Source organism: Pseudomonas sp. LBUM1666 (genome assembly GCF_059695775.1).
The window spans coordinates 2,170,216-2,184,907 of the sequence record NZ_CP166789.1; the positions used below are offsets into that span (position 1 = coordinate 2,170,216).

Sequence of the window (14,692 nt, forward strand, 5' to 3'; positions counted from 1 at the left end):
ACCTACGCCGGCTGCCGATTGGCGAAGAGGATGAGTCAACCAGTGATCAGCTTGCCATTGAGGAACACTTCGCGCCGCTGCTTGCGGCCCACATATTCATGTTTGCTCGCGAGGTATACCTCGTTGAATTTTTCCTTCGAGATACCCGGGATCTGTCGAATGTATTCGTCCACCAGTCGGTCATAGGCGGCTTCGGTGATGAGCTTGTAGATGTCCCGGCGATAGAAGAAGCCCAGTTGAAAGCCCAGGGTTTCGCTTTGATGGTTTGTCTGCCCGGCAAAGCAGTTCTCAAAGTCGATGGCTTTGAGTGGGGTCCGCGGCGTTTCCGGGATCATGATGTTGCCGGCCCAGAAATCCATGTGCGTGATGTTCTTGCGCGACAAGGAGCTCAGCAATTCGAAGGCATCGAGAATGAATGTTTCGACGTTGTCCGGGTTGCGTTTAAGCCATTGCACACCGTCGATATGATCGTCGAGCAGGCGCGTGATAATGAAATATTCCTGGGTCAGCCCCAGTCGGTCCTTGGTGTAACCGAATCCTTGCAGCGGCGACATTTGTGCGCCACGGCGCTGCGCTTCGAGCGTATTGATCAATTCTTCCAGCGGCCAGTCGAATCGACCATTGCGCTGCGGTTTGCCAAAGGTCACGCGTACTTTTGCCTTCAGGCTATCCAGCGGCTGGACCTTGGCAAACAGTGGGGTATCGCCGGAGGCAAGCGGCGCACTCGCACGGGTGAGCTTGTGGGCGCGTCGTTTGTGGATGAGCTGTTCAAGCGCCAGTTGTGCTTCGGCTGAAGGCTGCTCGCTAAGGTGTAGCGTGGTGTTGAATAGGCAGAAGGTGAACGGGTAGTCGTCTTGGAGTGTCTTGTTGCTAAGCACGAGGGCTTCCTGCCTGGTATCAAAGTGCTGGCATTTTACGTTTTATTACAAATTCGTGACAATATTTTCACGCTGTTTTCACGCTATTTTCACGTCTATTTGTAACAAGAAATAAAAAAACGCCCTTCAATGGAAGGGCGTTTTTTGGGCTGAGCGGTTGCTTAAAAGGGAGCAGGACACTCGAAGCGCAAGCGTTCGCCGCTTTGCGGGTGAGTGAAGCTCAGCATGCTCGCGTGCAAACATAGTCGTGGCCAGGCGGCCAGTGCTTGCTCGTGGGCATACAGCCCGTCACCCAGCAGTGGGTGGCCGATGGAAAGCATGTGCACGCGCAACTGATGGGAGCGGCCGGTGATCGGCGTCAATTCGACACGACACCAGTCGCCGCAACGCTCCAGTACGCGCCAGAAGGTCAGGGCATGTTTGCCGAATTCATGGTCTACCACGTGGCGTGGCTTGGTCGGCGGGTCGTAGCGCAAGGGCAGATCGATGCTGCCACTGTCCAGTTCCGGTTGTCCCCAGCACAGGGCGGTGTAGGCCTTTTCGGTTTCGCGGTCGTGAAATTGCCGAGACAGTTCGCGATGCGTGTCCGGATCACGGGCCAACAGAATAATACCGGAGGTTTCCCAATCCAGACGATGGACGATTCGCGCTTCCGGGTAGCCGTTTTCCTGCAGGCGGGTAATCAGGCAGTCCTTGTTGTCGTCGGCCCGGCCAGGGACGGAGAGCAGCAGGGTCGGTTTGTTCACCACCAGTACGGCGGCGTCCTGATGGATGATGCGGATGTTGGACAGCGGCATTAAAACAGCCTCGTAACAAACGCCAACGGCGGATCAGGCCGCTTCCATTAACAGAAGGGGCCTGAGCCGCCGTGGCTCCAGCCGGATCGACTAGCGGTCAGGCAGGGTGATATTGAGTTCCAGAATCGAGCAGCTGCCCTGGTTTTCCAGAGCGACGTGCACGTCATCGGACCCGATATTGACGTACTTGCGGATGACCTCGACCAATTCCTTCTGCAAGGCTGGCAGGTAGTCCGGTGTACTGCGCTGGCCGCGTTCGTGCGCCACGATGATCTGCAGACGCTCTTTCGCTACCGACGCGGTGCTGACCTTTTTGCTGGCACGAAAGAAGTCAAAAAGATTCATTATCTACCTCCAAACAGGCGCTCGAAGAATCCCTTCTTCGTTACATCGAGAAAACGATGCTCCACGGTTTTGCCCAGTAGGCGATCGACCGCATCGCTGTATGCCTGACCGGCATCGCTCTGGTCGTCGAGAATGACCGGCACGCCCGAGTTGGAAGCTTTGAGTACCGCTTGGGATTCCGGAATGACACCCAACAGGGCGACTGCCAGAATCTCTTTGACGTCTTCGACGCCGAGCATCTCGCCGTCACTGACTCGTTGCGGGTTGTAGCGGGTCAGCAGCAGGTGTTCCTTGATCGGCTCTTCGCCCTTTTCCGCACGGCGCGATTTGCTGGCCAGCAGGCCGAGCATCCGGTCCGAGTCACGAACCGAGGACACTTCCGGGTTGGTCACGATAATCGCTTCGTCTGCGAAGTACATGGCCAGGTGGGCGCCTTTTTCGATGCCGGCCGGAGAGTCGCAGACCACGTATTCGAAGTCTTCTTTCAGCGCCATCAACACTTTTTCCACGCCTTCCACGGTCAGCGCGTCTTTGTCGCGGGTCTGACTGGCGGCCAAGACGTAGAGGTTTTCCAAGCGTTTGTCTTTGATCAGGGCTTGTTGCAGGTTGGCTTCGCCGTTTACCACGTTGACGAAGTCATACACCACGCGGCGCTCGCAACCCATGATCAGGTCGAGGTTACGCAAACCGACGTCGAAGTCGACGATAACTGTTTTGTGACCGCGCAGTGCGAGGCCGGTACCGATAGCAGCACTGGTGGTGGTCTTACCCACACCACCCTTGCCGGATGTAACCACGAGAATCTTGGCCAAGGTGTTTCACCCCTAAGGAAAAAGGACATTTAGCCCCTGAAAAACATCTCTAGAAAAACTACTGCAGTCGGACAGCCTTGGCTGGAATCCGGTCCAGAACGGCGCTTACCTCGGGTAAACACTGCTTATGGCCTTTTTCCTACTTCGTTTGAGCCGTTTTCGCTACGTTTTAGAGATGTTTGGAAAATGCGGCAGTATCCGTTAAAGCCGAATGATGTTCAACACATCGCCCGACAGGCTGACCTGTACGCCCGCGCCCCACAAAGGGTCGCGACGCAGATCCTCCGAAACCTTGTAGTGGCCTGCGATGGAGACCAGTTCAGCGCTCATTTGCTGACAGAAAATCCTGGCTTTCGTGTCGCCTTTGACGCCGGCCAACACTCGACCACGCATCGGGCCGTATACATGGATGTTCCCGTCGGCGAGAAGTTCCGCCCCCGGGCTGACCGACGAGATCACCACCAGATCGCAGCCCTGGGCATAAATCTGCTGCCCGCCGCGTACGGGCGAGGTGATGATCTTCGTTGGCTTGATAGTCGGCTCCGGCGGTTTTTCCGGTTTTTTCTTGACCTGGCCTTCGAGCGGGTCCAGCGGGCGCTCACGGGCGCCGGACGGTGGCAGCACCGGCAGGTCGACCGCGATGGCCGCGGCGATGTCTTCGATGCGGCTGGCACGGATCGCCAGGGTGCGCAGGCCATGCTGGCGGCAGACGCGCATCAGGCCCGGCAGATCAACTGCGCCTTCGCTGGCCGGGAGTTTGTCCAGGGCCAGCACCAGTGGCGCGTTACTGAAGAAGTTAGGCGCCTGGGCGACCTTGGCAGCCAGTTGACGATCGAGGTTCTCGAGGTCGTTACGGGCCAGTTCCAGCACCGTAATGGCGAGCATGCTGCCCTTCAGCTGGAACACGGGATCTTGGTCTAGCGGTTCGGTTTGGCTCATGGTCGGCATACAACGACTTGTCACTAAAAGTGCCGAGACTTATAACGAGAACGCCCGCGAGCCGCAAGCCGGGTCGAACGATGTAGAATGCGCGGCCATTGTCTTTCCGGAACTTTTAATGGATCGCCCGCGTTTTCGAACAGCATTTCTTTCTCCACGTTTCTGGCCGCTGTGGTGTGGCTTGGGGCTGTTGTGGCTGATTGTGCAGCTGCCGTATCCGGCGTTGCTGTCGATCGGTCGCGCCCTGGGTGCATTGATGTATCGAGTAGCGGGCGACAGACGGCGCATTGCCAAGCGCAATCTCGAACTGTGTTTCCCTGAAAAAACCGCTGCCGAACGCAAGCGCCTGCTCAAGGAAAACTTCGCCTCTACGGGCATCGCGTTTTTCGAAATGGCCATGAGCTGGTGGTGGTCGCGGGAGCGTCTGGCGAAGCTGGCCCATGTCGAAGGGTTGGAGCATCTGAAAAAAGCCCAGCGTGACGGCAAAGGCGTGATCCTGATGGCCGTTCATTTCACCACGCTGGAAATCGGCGCGGCGTTGCTCGGCCAGCAGCACACCATTGATGGCATGTACCGCGAACACAAAAATGCGTTGTTCGACTACGTCCAGCGCCTGGGGCGCGAGCGGCACAACGTCGATTCGCTGGCGGTGGAGCGCGACGACGTGCGCGGCATGCTCAAATTGCTGCGCGCAGGCCGGGCAATCTGGTACGCACCGGATCAGGACTATGGCGCCAAGCAAAGTATCTTCGTGCCGCTGTTCGGGATTCAGGCCGCGACCGTCACTGCCACCAGCAAGTTTGCGCGGTTGGGCAAGGCGCTGGTGGTGCCGTTCACTCAGGAACGTCTGGCGGATGGCAGCGGTTATCGACTGGTGATTCATGCTCCGCTCGAAGGTTTCCCCGGCGAAACCGAAGAAGCCGACTGCCTGCGGATCAACCAATGGATCGAAGGCGTCTTGCGCGAATGTCCGGAGCAATACCTTTGGGCTCATCGTCGCTTCAAGAGCCGTCCCCCGGGTGAGCCGAAGCTGTACGCAAAACGCGGTTGAACCACCGTCCTTATAAGCACCATGGAGTGTTGCGATGAGTCCTGCTGAACCGGTTACAGGGTTGATTCTTTCCGGCGGCGGGGCTCGGGCGGCTTATCAGGTAGGTGTGCTGGCGGCGATTGCCGAACTGTTGCCGGTGGGTGCGAGCAATCCGTTTCCGGTGATCGTCGGCACCTCGGCCGGCGCAATCAACGCGGTCAGCCTCGCCAGTGGGGCGATGGATTTTCGTGGTGCGATTCAACGTCTGACAGCCTTTTGGCAGGGCTTTCGCAGTCATCTGGTGCTGCGCAGCGACTGGCCGGGCGTGATCCACCAGGCCAGCCGTTTTGTCAGCCACAGTTTGCTCGGGATTGGCGCTCAGGTGCCGGTGGCTTTGCTTAACAGTTCGCCGCTGCGCGGATTGCTCGACGACAAACTGCAGATGAGCGGGATTGCCGAGGCCATTGCACAGAAGCAGTTGCAGGCGGTTGCGGTGACCGCGTTCGGTTACGAGTCCGGTCAGGCGGTGACCTTTTATCAGGGCGGCGGCACCATCAATGCCTGGTTGCGCCATCGGCGAATCGGCGTCCCCACGCAATTGACAGTCGATCACTTGCTGGCCAGTTCCGCCATTCCGCTGTTGTTTGCGCCAGTGAAAATCGGTGAAGAGTATTTCGGCGACGGCGCGGTACGTCAGTCGGCACCGATCAGCCCGGCGCTGCACCTGGGCGCCAGCCGGGTGCTGGTGGTGGGCGTCAGCGGCAACCCCCGCGGCGTCGACCCGGAACAACCGCTGCAACGCGCCTACACCGGCCAGCAGCCGAGCCTGGCGCAGATCGGTGGGCACATGCTCAACAGCACGTTCATTGACAGCCTGGAAAGTGACATCGAGTTGCTGCAGCGGCTCAATCAGTTCAGTCATCTGCTGCCCGATGGCACGCCGGCGCGCGCGCTGGGTGTGGCGCCGGTAGATGTGCTGGTGATTTCGCCGAGTCAGCCGATCGATGAGATTGCGGCACGGCATCGGCAGGAGTTGCCGGCGGCGCTGCGCCTGTTTCTGCGCGGGCCGGGGGCGACCAAGACGAGCGGGGCGGGGGTGCTGAGTTATCTGCTGTTCGAGGCGGGGTATTGCAGCGAATTGATTGATCTGGGACGGCGGGATGCGTTGGCCAAGCGGGATGAGTTGTGTCGGTTTCTCGGGTTGGCGGAGCCGGTGGTTCCGGCTTGAGTTTTTTTGTGTTGCGACCATTCGCGAGCAGGCTCGCTCCCACAGTTGAAATGCATTGCAGTGTGGGAGCGAGCCTGCTCGCGAAGACGTCTTTACAGACGCCGCCGGATCAGAAGTGAACCTTGACCAGGAAGCTGGTTACGCTCTGATCGGTTTTGAAGCCCTGACTGTCTTCAATACCGTACTTGTTTTTCCAGTAGTCATACTCGACGCCGACGTACAACTGCTTTTCGCCAAGGTTCAGCGCCTTGCCCAAGTCGTATTTGACCTGTGGATTGAAGTGCAGGTTGGCGTGGTATTCGCCTTTTTTGTTGACGTCGTTGTCGACCACCCAGTCCATGAAACCGTCGATCAGGATGTTCGAATCGCCCACCGGGATGGTGTAGGACCAGACCGGAGTGACCTGCCAGATATTGTCACCTGGGCGGTCGCCTTCGGTATGACGGTTGTAGAAGTTCAGCTGGAAGTAGTCGAAGCCCGGGATCGCCAGGTCGAAAGCGGGACCGATCAGGTAGGACTCGGTGTCGTCTTCACCGAACTCGTAAGTCATGGCCAGCAACACGTCTTTGATTGGGCCGAACTCGAGTTTCTGATCGAAGATCTTGCCGAACGAAAGGCGCGGGCTGATTTCACCGTAATAGGTGTTCTCACCGGCGAAGGAATCTTCCTTGCCGTTGTAGAAAATCTTGTCGATGAACATGAAGTTGTCGCCGTATTTCCAGCCATCGACGTGTTCGAAGGTCACCGTCTGCTGAATGCGCGGGTTGACCTGGAAGTCCTTGCCATACAGGTAGGTCAGGCTGTTGTTCTGCCATTGCAGCAAGTCGCCGGCCATGGCCTGGCCCCCGGCCAGCAAAGATCCCGCCAGCATCAGGCTAGTGCACGTACGTTTCATTCAGTTGCTCCCAAAAAGTAGGTGGTTCCACGTTATTTTTCTAAGGTCGGCGCTCTGGTGTGGCGCCTTTTTCTGTAGCTGTAAAAAATCATCCATTCGGTCAGCTTAAGTGCTGTTAGCAAGAGCTGAGCCAAGGCTTTTTAAAAGCAAAAAAACTCCCGTTCGGCGGCTCAAGAGCAGTCGATTGAGAGTGGTTTTGGAGTGCCTTGGTACCGTCCAGCGCCGGGATAAGTTGGCTTTCTGGTCAGGAATTAAATCCGGGCTTTTTTTTAGACCAGATTCGGGCGGCCGCGGAGAATACTGACTCGTTGGCCAGGTCTCAAGTGCCCCGCAACAGCGCACCGACGACAGGTTTGGAGCACGGTTGCGGGCCATCTTAAAAGTGCACCTTCACCAGCAGGCTGGTGGTGTTTTCATTGGTGTCGAAGTTGCCGTTGTTTTCGATGCCGTACTTGTCTTTCCAGTAGCTGTATTCGACGCCGACGTACACCTGTTTCTCCCGCCAGCCCCAGGCCTTCCCCAGGTCATATTTGATCTGCGGGTTCAAGTGCAGATTGGCGTGGTAGGTGCCCTGTGAGTTCTGGTCGTTATCCACGACCCAGTCGATGTAGCCGTCGATCAACAGGTTCGAGTTGCCCAATGGCAGGGTGTAGGACCAGGCCGGCGTGATCTGCCAGACATCGTCGCCGGGACGCGAGCCTTCGGTCTGGCGATAGTAGAAGTTCAAGGTGAAAAAATTGAAGCCCGGTACCGCGAGGTCGAAACCGGGGCCGATCAGATAGGCCTCGGTGTCGTCTTCGCCATTCTCGTAGGTCATGGCCAGCAACACGTCCTTGATCGGGCCGAATTCGAAACGGCGGTCGAGGATTTTGCCGAAGGAGAGGCGCGGACTGAACTCGCCGTAATAGGCGTGAACGCCTTTGTTCCGGTCTTTCTCGCCGTTGTAGTAAGTGCTGTCGACGAACAGGAAGTTGTCGCCGTACTTCCAGCGGTCGGCGTGCTCAAAGGTTATCGTCTGCTGGATCGACGGATTGACCGCGAAATCCTTGCCATACAGATAGCTCAGGCTGTTGGTCTGCCACAGCAACAAATCGCCGGCCATGGCCTGGCTGGCGGCCAATAGACCGCCGCCTAACAGCATGTTTGTCTGTGTCCGAATCATCTGTTGCTCCCTCTTGTTTTTATTTTTCAAGGCGCAGGAGTTTCCACTGTGGGAGCGAGCTTGCTCGCGATGGCGTCGGTTCAGTCAACATTGATGTTGAATGTGATACGGCTATCGCGAGCAAGCTCGCTCCCACAGGTACTGTGTCGTTACTGGATCAATGCGGGTTAGCGGGGCAGTCGTTGATGGCCGCGCGTTCGGCGCCGCCGAGGATGTTGAACAGCAGGTTCAGCGACAAAGCACTCAACGTCGCCATGGCGATTCCGCTGTGGGTGATGGGACTCATCCACATCGGAAGGTGGGCGAAGAATTCCGGACGCACCACCGGGATCAGCCCCATGCCGATGCTCACCGCCACCAGCAACTGGTTGCGACGGTCACCGATGTCGGCTTCCTGAAGAATCTTGATGCCGGTGGCGGCGACCATGCCGAACATCGCTATCGCTGCGCCACCCAGTACGGCGGGCGGAATCGATGCCACCAGAAACGCCGCTTTCGGCAACAAACTCAACACCACCAGCAAACCGCCGGCAACGATGGTCACCGAGCGGCAACGCACGCCAGTCATCTGCACGAGGCCGATGTTTTGCGCGAAAGAGGAGTGGGTGAAGGTGTTGAAGAAACCGGCGAAGAACGAGGCGCCGGCATCACACAGCAAGCCGCGACGGAGCATTCGTGGGCAGACGTCCTGGCCGGTGATTTTGCCCAGCGCCAGGAACATACCGGTGGACTCGACGAAGATGATTACCACCACCAGGCACATGGACAGGATCGGTGCGAGCTCGAACTTTGGCATGCCGAAATGCAGCGGGGTCACGAATTGCAGCCACGGCGCCTGCGCCATGCCGCTCAGGTCGACCATACCGATCAGGCCGCAGATCACGTAACCCAGGCACATGCCGATCAGCACGGAAATGTTGACCCAGAAACCGCGCATGAAGCGATGGACCAGCAGAATGGTTGCCAGCACCAGTGCGGCGATAGCCAGGTAAATCGGCGAACCGAATTGCGCGGCACCTGCACCGCCGCCGGCCCAGTTCACGGCCACGGGGAACAGCGACAAACCGATCGAGGTGATGACTGTGCCGGTCACCAGAGGCGGGAAGAAGCGTACGACTTTGGACATGAATGGCGCGATGATCATGCCGAAGAATCCGGCGGCAATGGTTGCACCGAAGATCCCTTGCAGACCGATGCCAGGCATGCCGGCCATGGCGACCATGCTGCCGACAGCGGCGAAACTGGCGCCCATCATCACCGGCATACGGATGCCCATGGGGCCGATGCCCAGCGACTGCACGATGGTAGCGATCCCGGCCACCAGCAGGTCGGCGTTGATCAGGAAGGCGATTTCTTCACGACTCAGGCCGGCGGCCTGTCCGATGATCAGCGGCACCGCGATGGCTCCGCCGTACATCAGCAGAACGTGTTGCAGGCCGACCAGGATCAGTTGCAAAAGGGGTAAACGCTGAATGGCGGGTGCGTCGGGGATGCGCGCTTTGGGTAGCTCGGACATGCAACACCTCGGATCTTTTTTTTTATTCTTGTGATTTTTGTATCAGGGGGACCGCGGTGCGGCCAATCGCGAGCAAGCTCGCTCCCACAGGTTCTGCGTAATCCCCTGTGGGAGCGAGCTTGCTCCGGGCGGCGCTCCGACGATGCTTTTCAACGGTTAATTAGTTGGAGCTCCCTGCACAATCCACGCGCCGATCAGGTCACGTTCCTGCTGGGTCATCTGGGTGATGTTGCCCAGTGGCATGATCTGGGTGGTGACGGCTTGAGCCTGGATGCGTGCAGCGTTCTGACGGATCTGCTCAGGGGTATCGAGCATCACGCCGGCAGGTGCGGCACTGAACAGCGGGCTGGTCGGTTTGGCCGAATGGCAAACCGCGCAACGCTCCTGGATCACACTGTGAACCTTGTCGAAACCGGGGCCGGCGTTGGACGCCTGAGCCGGTGCAGCGGCAGGCGCAGCAGGTTTCGCAGCTTCAGGTTTCACACCACCACCGAGGGCAGTTTCCGGCAACGGCTGGTACTCGATGGTGCCAGGCGCCTTGGCTACTTCAGGCGCGCTGGGCATCTGCGCCGGACCAGTCACGTACGCCAGGCAGATCATGCCCACTGCCGCAACGGGCAAGGTCCAGGCAAATTTGTGGCTGTCATGACGGGTGTTGAAGTAGTGACGCACCAACACCGCCAGCACCGCGATCCCGGCCAGGATCAGCCAGTTGTATTGGCTGCCGTAGGTGCTCGGGAAGTGGTTGCTGATCATGATGAACAGCACCGGCAAGGTGAAGTAGTTGTTGTGACGCGAACGCAGCAAGCCTTTGGCCGGCAGCGCCGGATCCGGCGTGCGGTTTTCGGCGATCGCCGCCACCAGTGCACGCTGTGCCGGCATGATGATGCGGAACACGTTGCCGACCATGATGGTGCCGATGATCGCGCCGACGTGCAGGTACGCACCACGACCGCTGAACACTTTGCTGAAGCCGTAAGCAGCGCCAATGATCAGCACGAACAGGATGAAGCCGAGCAGGGCAGGGCGTTTCCCCAGGGCCGAGTCGCAAAGGAAGGAGTAGACGAACCAGCCGACGAACAACGAGGCGATGCCCAGTGCGACCCCTTCAGGGCCGGTCAGGCTGCTGCCCGGTGCCAGCAGGTACAGCGTCGGATTGGAGTAGAACACCACGCACAGCAGCGCGATCCCCGACAGCCAGGTGAAATAGGCTTCCCATTTGAACCAGTGCAGGTTGTCCGGCATGGTCGGTGGAGCCAGTTTGTATTTTTCAAGGTGGTAGATACCGCCGCCGTGGATCGCCCACAAATCGCCCGCCAAACCACTTTTCGGGTTGACCCGATTGAGGTTGTTTTCCAGCCAGACGAAATAGAACGACGCACCGATCCAGGCTACGCCAGTAATCATGTGAACCCAGCGCACGCTCAGGTTCAGCCATTCCAACAGATGTGCTTCCACAGTCTTTACCTCTCGCCTGTCACTCTGTTGTCGAGTGATCAGACCTTCTCTTATTGGTGGGGGGCGAGGATCAAACACTCATCCTCTTTGAAAAAATGCTCATCGCAGTTATTGCCTGTGCCACTGCGATCAACCACCAGGAAGTCATCCCGCTTTTCGATCGTCAGCACCGGATGGTGCCAAACGCCGCGATGGTAATTAATGCCCTGCCTGCCGTTGGTGACGAAGGCGCGGACCAAGCCTGATACAGGTTCATCGCCAAGTGGCGCGACCACGATCAGAAAAGGGTTGCCGAGCAGCGGAATGAAAGCCTGGCTGCCCAGCGGGTGACGCTCCAGCATGCTGACGGTCAGCGGCATGTCCTGCGCGTCGGCGCGGAAGATGCTGATGATCGCGTTGTCCTCTGGCGTGGCGGTTTGCACCGTCGCCAGTTTGTGAAAGCGCATGGTCGAACCGTTGTTGATCATGAAGTGATCGCTGCCGTCGGTTTCGATCACGTCACCGAAAGGGGCGAAGGCTTCTTTGGTCAGCGGTTCAATCGTCAATGTGCGCATGCTGGTCTTCTTACCTTGAGTTCTGTGTTGTTTGTTCTATTGCTTTCGCGAGCAGGCTCGCTCCCACATTTGGAATGCATACCCCTGTGGGAGCGAGCTTGCTCGCGATTGGGTTCAGCGCTTATTTAGCGACCTTGCCCAATACCCGCAGGCGACTCACACCACCATCCGGGAACACATTGAGGCGGATGTGGGTGATCGGCCCCAGCGCCTTGATCTGCTCGGCGAAGGTGTGTTCGGCGTGCATTTCCAGTTTCTGCGCCGGCAGCAATTCGCGCCAGAACAGCGATTGGGTTTCGATCTGGCTGTCGGTGCCGCCCTTCACGAACGCGCCCTGGATCGAGCACGTGTCCGGGTAGTTGCCCTTGAAGTGCAGGGTGTCGACGATGACTTTCTCGATTTCGCCGGCATGACCCAGCGCGACGATCACCCAGTCATTGCCTGGGGTACGACGACGTGCGGTTTCCCAGCCGTCGCCCATGTTGATGCCACGGCCCGGGTTGAGGATGTTGCTCATGCGGCCGAAGTGTTCGTCGGAGCAGGCGAGGGCGCGGCCACCGTTCAGGGCTGCAGCCAGATCTACTTGCTCGTTGTCGCCCACCGCGGACCAGTCGCGGAACGGAACACCGTACACACGCAGACGGGCCACGCCACCATCCGGATAGATGTTGAAGCGCAGGTGGCTGAAGGCCTGGTCGTTGCTGATTTCGTGGTAGTGGTGGCTGTTGCCTTCCAGCTCGACGGCGGACAGCACTTCAGTCCACTGAGTGTTTTCGTCCGGCTCGCCCGAAGCCAGGAAGCACGCTTCCAGGGAGGCCGACGGCGGGAAGTTGCCGGTGAAGAATGAAGTGTCGATGTCCACGCCTTTGATCGAGCCCGGTACGCCCAGGCGGATCACGGCGCTGTCGTAGCCTTCGAAGCGCTTGCGGCGCGACTCCCAGCCGTCCATCCACTTGCCGTTGTCATCGAACACGCCCTCCTTCCACACAGCCGGGGTCGGCTGGAACAGGCGGTTGGCATCAGCGAACCAGTCATCGGTGACCGAGATGATTTTGGTGCCCAGACGGGCGTCGGCCAGGTTGACGAACTTCTCGAAAGGTACGGCGTAAGCTTTCATTCTTCTTGTCTGCCTTTAATTAGTTGGCTTGGGATGCTTGCAGTGCCCTTGGTTATTCGCGTTTTTAACGCCCGGGCTTTTCACAAGGGCTGCTCGCTATAGGGTCAGTAATCGGAACAGGGCGATCTTGTTGATCTCCGCCAGCGCGCATCTGAACTCGGTGTCTTCCGGGTTGTGAATGCGCGTTTCGAACGCCGCGAGGATCTGATGCCGGTTGCTGCCTTTTACCGCCATGATGAAGGGAAACTTGAACTTGGCCTTGTAGGCGTCGTTCAGCTCGGTGAAGCGCTGGAACTCATCGCTCGAGCATTGGTGAATACCGGCGCCAGCCTGTTCATTCGTGCTGGCTTCGGTCAGTTGGCCCTGGACGGCAGCTTTGCCGGCCAGGTCCGGGTGAGCGACGACCAGCTCAAGCTGGCTGGCGTGATCGGCGCTCAACAGGATGTCGCTCATGCGCTGGTGCAGGGTTTCGATCTCGTCGATCGAAGCGTCCTGGCCCAGGTCGAAGGCCTTCTCGGCCACCCATGGCGAATGTTCGTAGATGTCGGCGAAGGCGGCGACAAATGCGTCGCGGCTCAGGGTCGAGGGCTTCAGGGTTTGGAAGTGGCTCATTTCGCGGCCCCTTGGTACGGGTGGGTTTCGTGCCAGTGGCGAGCGATGTCGACGCGACGGCTGAACCACACCTGTTCATGACTTTTAGCGTATTCGATAAAGCGTTTGAGCGAGGCCAGACGCGCCGGACGGCCAATCAGACGGCAGTGCAGGCCGATCGACAACATCTTCGGTGCTTCGGCGCCTTCAGCGTAAAGCACGTCGAACGCGTCTTTGAGGTATTCAAAGAAGTCGTCGCCCTTGTTGAAGCCCTGAACCTGGGTGAAGCGCATGTCGTTGGTGTCCAGCGTGTACGGAATCACCAGGTGCGGCTTGCCGGTCGGGTTGTTCGGTTCCCAGTAGGGCAGGTCGTCGTCGTAGGTGTCGCAGTCGTAGAGGAAACCGCCTTCTTCCATCACCAGTCGACGGGTGTTCGGACCGGTGCGGCCGGTGTACCAACCCAGCGGGCGCTCGCCGGTGATTTCAGTGAGGACGCGGATCGCTTCGAGCATGTGCTCGCGTTCTTGCGCTTCGTCCATGTACTGGTAGTCGATCCAGCGATAGCCGTGGCTACAGATCTCGTGGCCGGCATCGACCATCGCGCGGATCACGTCCGGGTGACGCTGGGCGGCCATGGCCACGGCGAAGATGGTCAGCGGGATGTCGAATTCCTTGAACAGTTTCAGAACCCGCCAGACGCCGGCACGGCTGCCATACTCGTAAAGGGATTCCATGCTCATGTTGCGCGCGCCTTGCAGCGGTTGCGCCGAGACCATTTCCGAGAGGAAGGCTTCAGATTCTTTATCACCGTGCAGGATATTGCGCTCGCCGCCTTCTTCGTAATTGAGTACGAAAGACAAGGCGATGCGGGCATTGCCCGGCCAGTGTGGGTGAGGAGGGTTACTGCCGTAACCGATCAGGTCGCGTGGGTAGTCAGCGCTCACTGCAGTCTTCCTTCTTATTCGTTCGACTTGTTCAAGGTCAGGGTTGTATGGCGGCCTGGCGATGAGATGACAGGCTGGCGTCACAGCGATGGGCTGATTGTATACAACTTTATATCCACTTTGTAAGCCTGTTTTTTTGCATTTTTCACTGACTGTCATCTTCACATGTTATTGCAAGAAACCTGCCTGATTGGTCAGCTAATGGATGGAAGGTCCTTTTAGCCTATGGTTCAGCGTCATATTCAATATGAATCCCCGAGTGTCGTGCGCGGGGCTAAAAAACTCGTTTTTATTGTGTACAATTTTTTTGAAAAGTGTCTTAATCAGTCGCTCGCCGCAGCGTTTCGTGCTCCGAACCGGTGCGGTCTCCTTTTCAACTGACTTCGGGAGGCGCGCGGTCTGACTGCTCCACGCAGGCAGGCGCGC

Annotated in this window: 15 protein-coding genes; 2 read left to right on the forward strand and 13 right to left on the reverse strand. The window is 58.4% G+C overall.

Annotation, left to right across the window (positions count from 1 at the left end):
• Positions 1-35: 35 nt before the first annotated feature.
• The 5 genes from ACA056_RS09845 to minC form a co-directional block, all read right to left on the reverse strand.
• Positions 36-878, reverse strand: coding sequence for a protein kinase family protein (locus ACA056_RS09845; RefSeq protein WP_497272304.1), 843 nt, complete (start codon positions 876-878; stop codon positions 36-38).
• Between the two features lie 161 nt (positions 879-1,039).
• Positions 1,040-1,675: an RluA family pseudouridine synthase gene (locus ACA056_RS09850; RefSeq protein WP_008146175.1), complete on the reverse strand. Its 636-nt coding sequence runs from the start codon at positions 1,673-1,675 to the stop codon at positions 1,040-1,042.
• 90 nt (positions 1,676-1,765) lie between these two features.
• Positions 1,766-2,020 carry a cell division topological specificity factor MinE gene (minE, locus tag ACA056_RS09855; protein WP_007898843.1) on the reverse strand — a complete coding sequence of 85 codons (255 nt, stop codon included), beginning with the start codon at positions 2,018-2,020 and terminating at the stop codon, positions 1,766-1,768.
• Positions 2,020-2,832 (reverse strand): septum site-determining protein MinD, encoded by an 813-nt coding sequence (gene minD, locus ACA056_RS09860; RefSeq protein WP_033057165.1) that lies wholly within the window; start codon positions 2,830-2,832, stop codon positions 2,020-2,022. Before minD ends, minE begins: the two co-directional genes overlap by 1 nt.
• 201 nt (positions 2,833-3,033) lie before the next feature.
• Positions 3,034-3,771: a septum site-determining protein MinC gene (gene minC / locus ACA056_RS09865; protein WP_095129096.1), complete on the reverse strand. Its 738-nt coding sequence runs from the start codon at positions 3,769-3,771 to the stop codon at positions 3,034-3,036.
• A 118-nt stretch (positions 3,772-3,889) separates the two neighbouring features.
• Here minC and ACA056_RS09870 point away from each other — a divergent pair, with 118 nt between their 5' ends.
• On the forward strand, positions 3,890-4,822 hold the full coding sequence (locus tag ACA056_RS09870) for a lipid A biosynthesis lauroyl acyltransferase (RefSeq protein ID WP_497272308.1): 933 nt from the start codon (positions 3,890-3,892) through the stop codon (positions 4,820-4,822).
• 34 nt (positions 4,823-4,856) lie between these two features.
• Positions 4,857-6,029: a patatin-like phospholipase family protein gene (locus ACA056_RS09875; protein WP_497272310.1), complete on the forward strand. Its 1,173-nt coding sequence runs from the start codon at positions 4,857-4,859 to the stop codon at positions 6,027-6,029.
• A 109-nt stretch (positions 6,030-6,138) separates the two neighbouring features.
• On the opposite strand, the gene ACA056_RS09880 is transcribed toward ACA056_RS09875, so the two are convergent.
• From ACA056_RS09880 to puuE, 8 genes are all read right to left on the reverse strand, one after another.
• Positions 6,139-6,924 (reverse strand): outer membrane protein OmpK, encoded by a 786-nt coding sequence (locus ACA056_RS09880; RefSeq protein WP_497272312.1) that lies wholly within the window; start codon positions 6,922-6,924, stop codon positions 6,139-6,141.
• A 376-nt stretch (positions 6,925-7,300) separates the two neighbouring features.
• Positions 7,301-8,086: an outer membrane protein OmpK gene (locus tag ACA056_RS09885; RefSeq protein ID WP_497272314.1), complete on the reverse strand. Its 786-nt coding sequence runs from the start codon at positions 8,084-8,086 to the stop codon at positions 7,301-7,303.
• 157 nt (positions 8,087-8,243) lie between these two features.
• Positions 8,244-9,602, reverse strand: coding sequence for a nucleobase:cation symporter-2 family protein (locus tag ACA056_RS09890; protein ID WP_497272316.1), 1,359 nt, complete (start codon positions 9,600-9,602; stop codon positions 8,244-8,246).
• A gap of 156 nt (positions 9,603-9,758) precedes the next feature.
• Complete coding sequence (locus tag ACA056_RS09895) at positions 9,759-11,060, reverse strand: urate hydroxylase PuuD (protein ID WP_497272318.1); 1,302 nt, start codon at positions 11,058-11,060, stop codon at positions 9,759-9,761.
• Positions 11,061-11,110: 50 nt separating this feature from the next.
• The gene (locus ACA056_RS09900) at positions 11,111-11,614 is read right to left on the reverse strand and encodes an ureidoglycolate lyase (RefSeq protein WP_497272320.1); all 504 of its coding nucleotides are present in this window, start codon (positions 11,612-11,614) and stop codon (positions 11,111-11,113) included.
• 121 nt (positions 11,615-11,735) lie between these two features.
• Positions 11,736-12,731: an allantoicase gene (alc, locus tag ACA056_RS09905; protein ID WP_497272322.1), complete on the reverse strand. Its 996-nt coding sequence runs from the start codon at positions 12,729-12,731 to the stop codon at positions 11,736-11,738.
• 96 nt (positions 12,732-12,827) lie between these two features.
• Positions 12,828-13,343 (reverse strand): 2-oxo-4-hydroxy-4-carboxy-5-ureidoimidazoline decarboxylase, encoded by a 516-nt coding sequence (gene uraD / locus ACA056_RS09910; protein ID WP_497272324.1) that lies wholly within the window; start codon positions 13,341-13,343, stop codon positions 12,828-12,830.
• Positions 13,340-14,266, reverse strand: a complete 927-nt coding sequence (gene puuE / locus ACA056_RS09915; RefSeq protein WP_008146148.1) for an allantoinase PuuE — start codon at positions 14,264-14,266, stop codon at positions 13,340-13,342. The genes uraD and puuE overlap by 4 nt, the downstream gene beginning before the upstream one ends.
• Positions 14,267-14,692: the final 426 nt, after the last annotated feature.

Excerpts from the sequence above, each read along its gene's own strand:
- ACA056_RS09850 (WP_008146175.1), bottom strand. The coding sequence starts at position 1,675 with ATGCCGCTGTCCAACATCCGCATCATCCATCAGGACGCCGCCGTACTG.
- minE (WP_007898843.1), bottom strand. The coding sequence starts at position 2,020 with ATGAATCTTTTTGACTTCTTTCGTGCCAGCAAAAAGGTCAGCACCGCG.
- minC (WP_095129096.1), bottom strand. The coding sequence starts at position 3,771 with ATGAGCCAAACCGAACCGCTAGACCAAGATCCCGTGTTCCAGCTGAAG.
- ACA056_RS09870 (WP_497272308.1), top strand. The coding sequence starts at position 3,890 with ATGGATCGCCCGCGTTTTCGAACAGCATTTCTTTCTCCACGTTTCTGG.
- ACA056_RS09875 (WP_497272310.1), top strand. The coding sequence starts at position 4,857 with ATGAGTCCTGCTGAACCGGTTACAGGGTTGATTCTTTCCGGCGGCGGG.
- ACA056_RS09880 (WP_497272312.1), bottom strand. The coding sequence starts at position 6,924 with ATGAAACGTACGTGCACTAGCCTGATGCTGGCGGGATCTTTGCTGGCC.
- ACA056_RS09885 (WP_497272314.1), bottom strand. The coding sequence starts at position 8,086 with ATGATTCGGACACAGACAAACATGCTGTTAGGCGGCGGTCTATTGGCC.
- ACA056_RS09890 (WP_497272316.1), bottom strand. The coding sequence starts at position 9,602 with ATGTCCGAGCTACCCAAAGCGCGCATCCCCGACGCACCCGCCATTCAG.
- ACA056_RS09900 (WP_497272320.1), bottom strand. The coding sequence starts at position 11,614 with ATGCGCACATTGACGATTGAACCGCTGACCAAAGAAGCCTTCGCCCCT.
- alc (WP_497272322.1), bottom strand. The coding sequence starts at position 12,731 with ATGAAAGCTTACGCCGTACCTTTCGAGAAGTTCGTCAACCTGGCCGAC.
- uraD (WP_497272324.1), bottom strand. The coding sequence starts at position 13,343 with ATGAGCCACTTCCAAACCCTGAAGCCCTCGACCCTGAGCCGCGACGCA.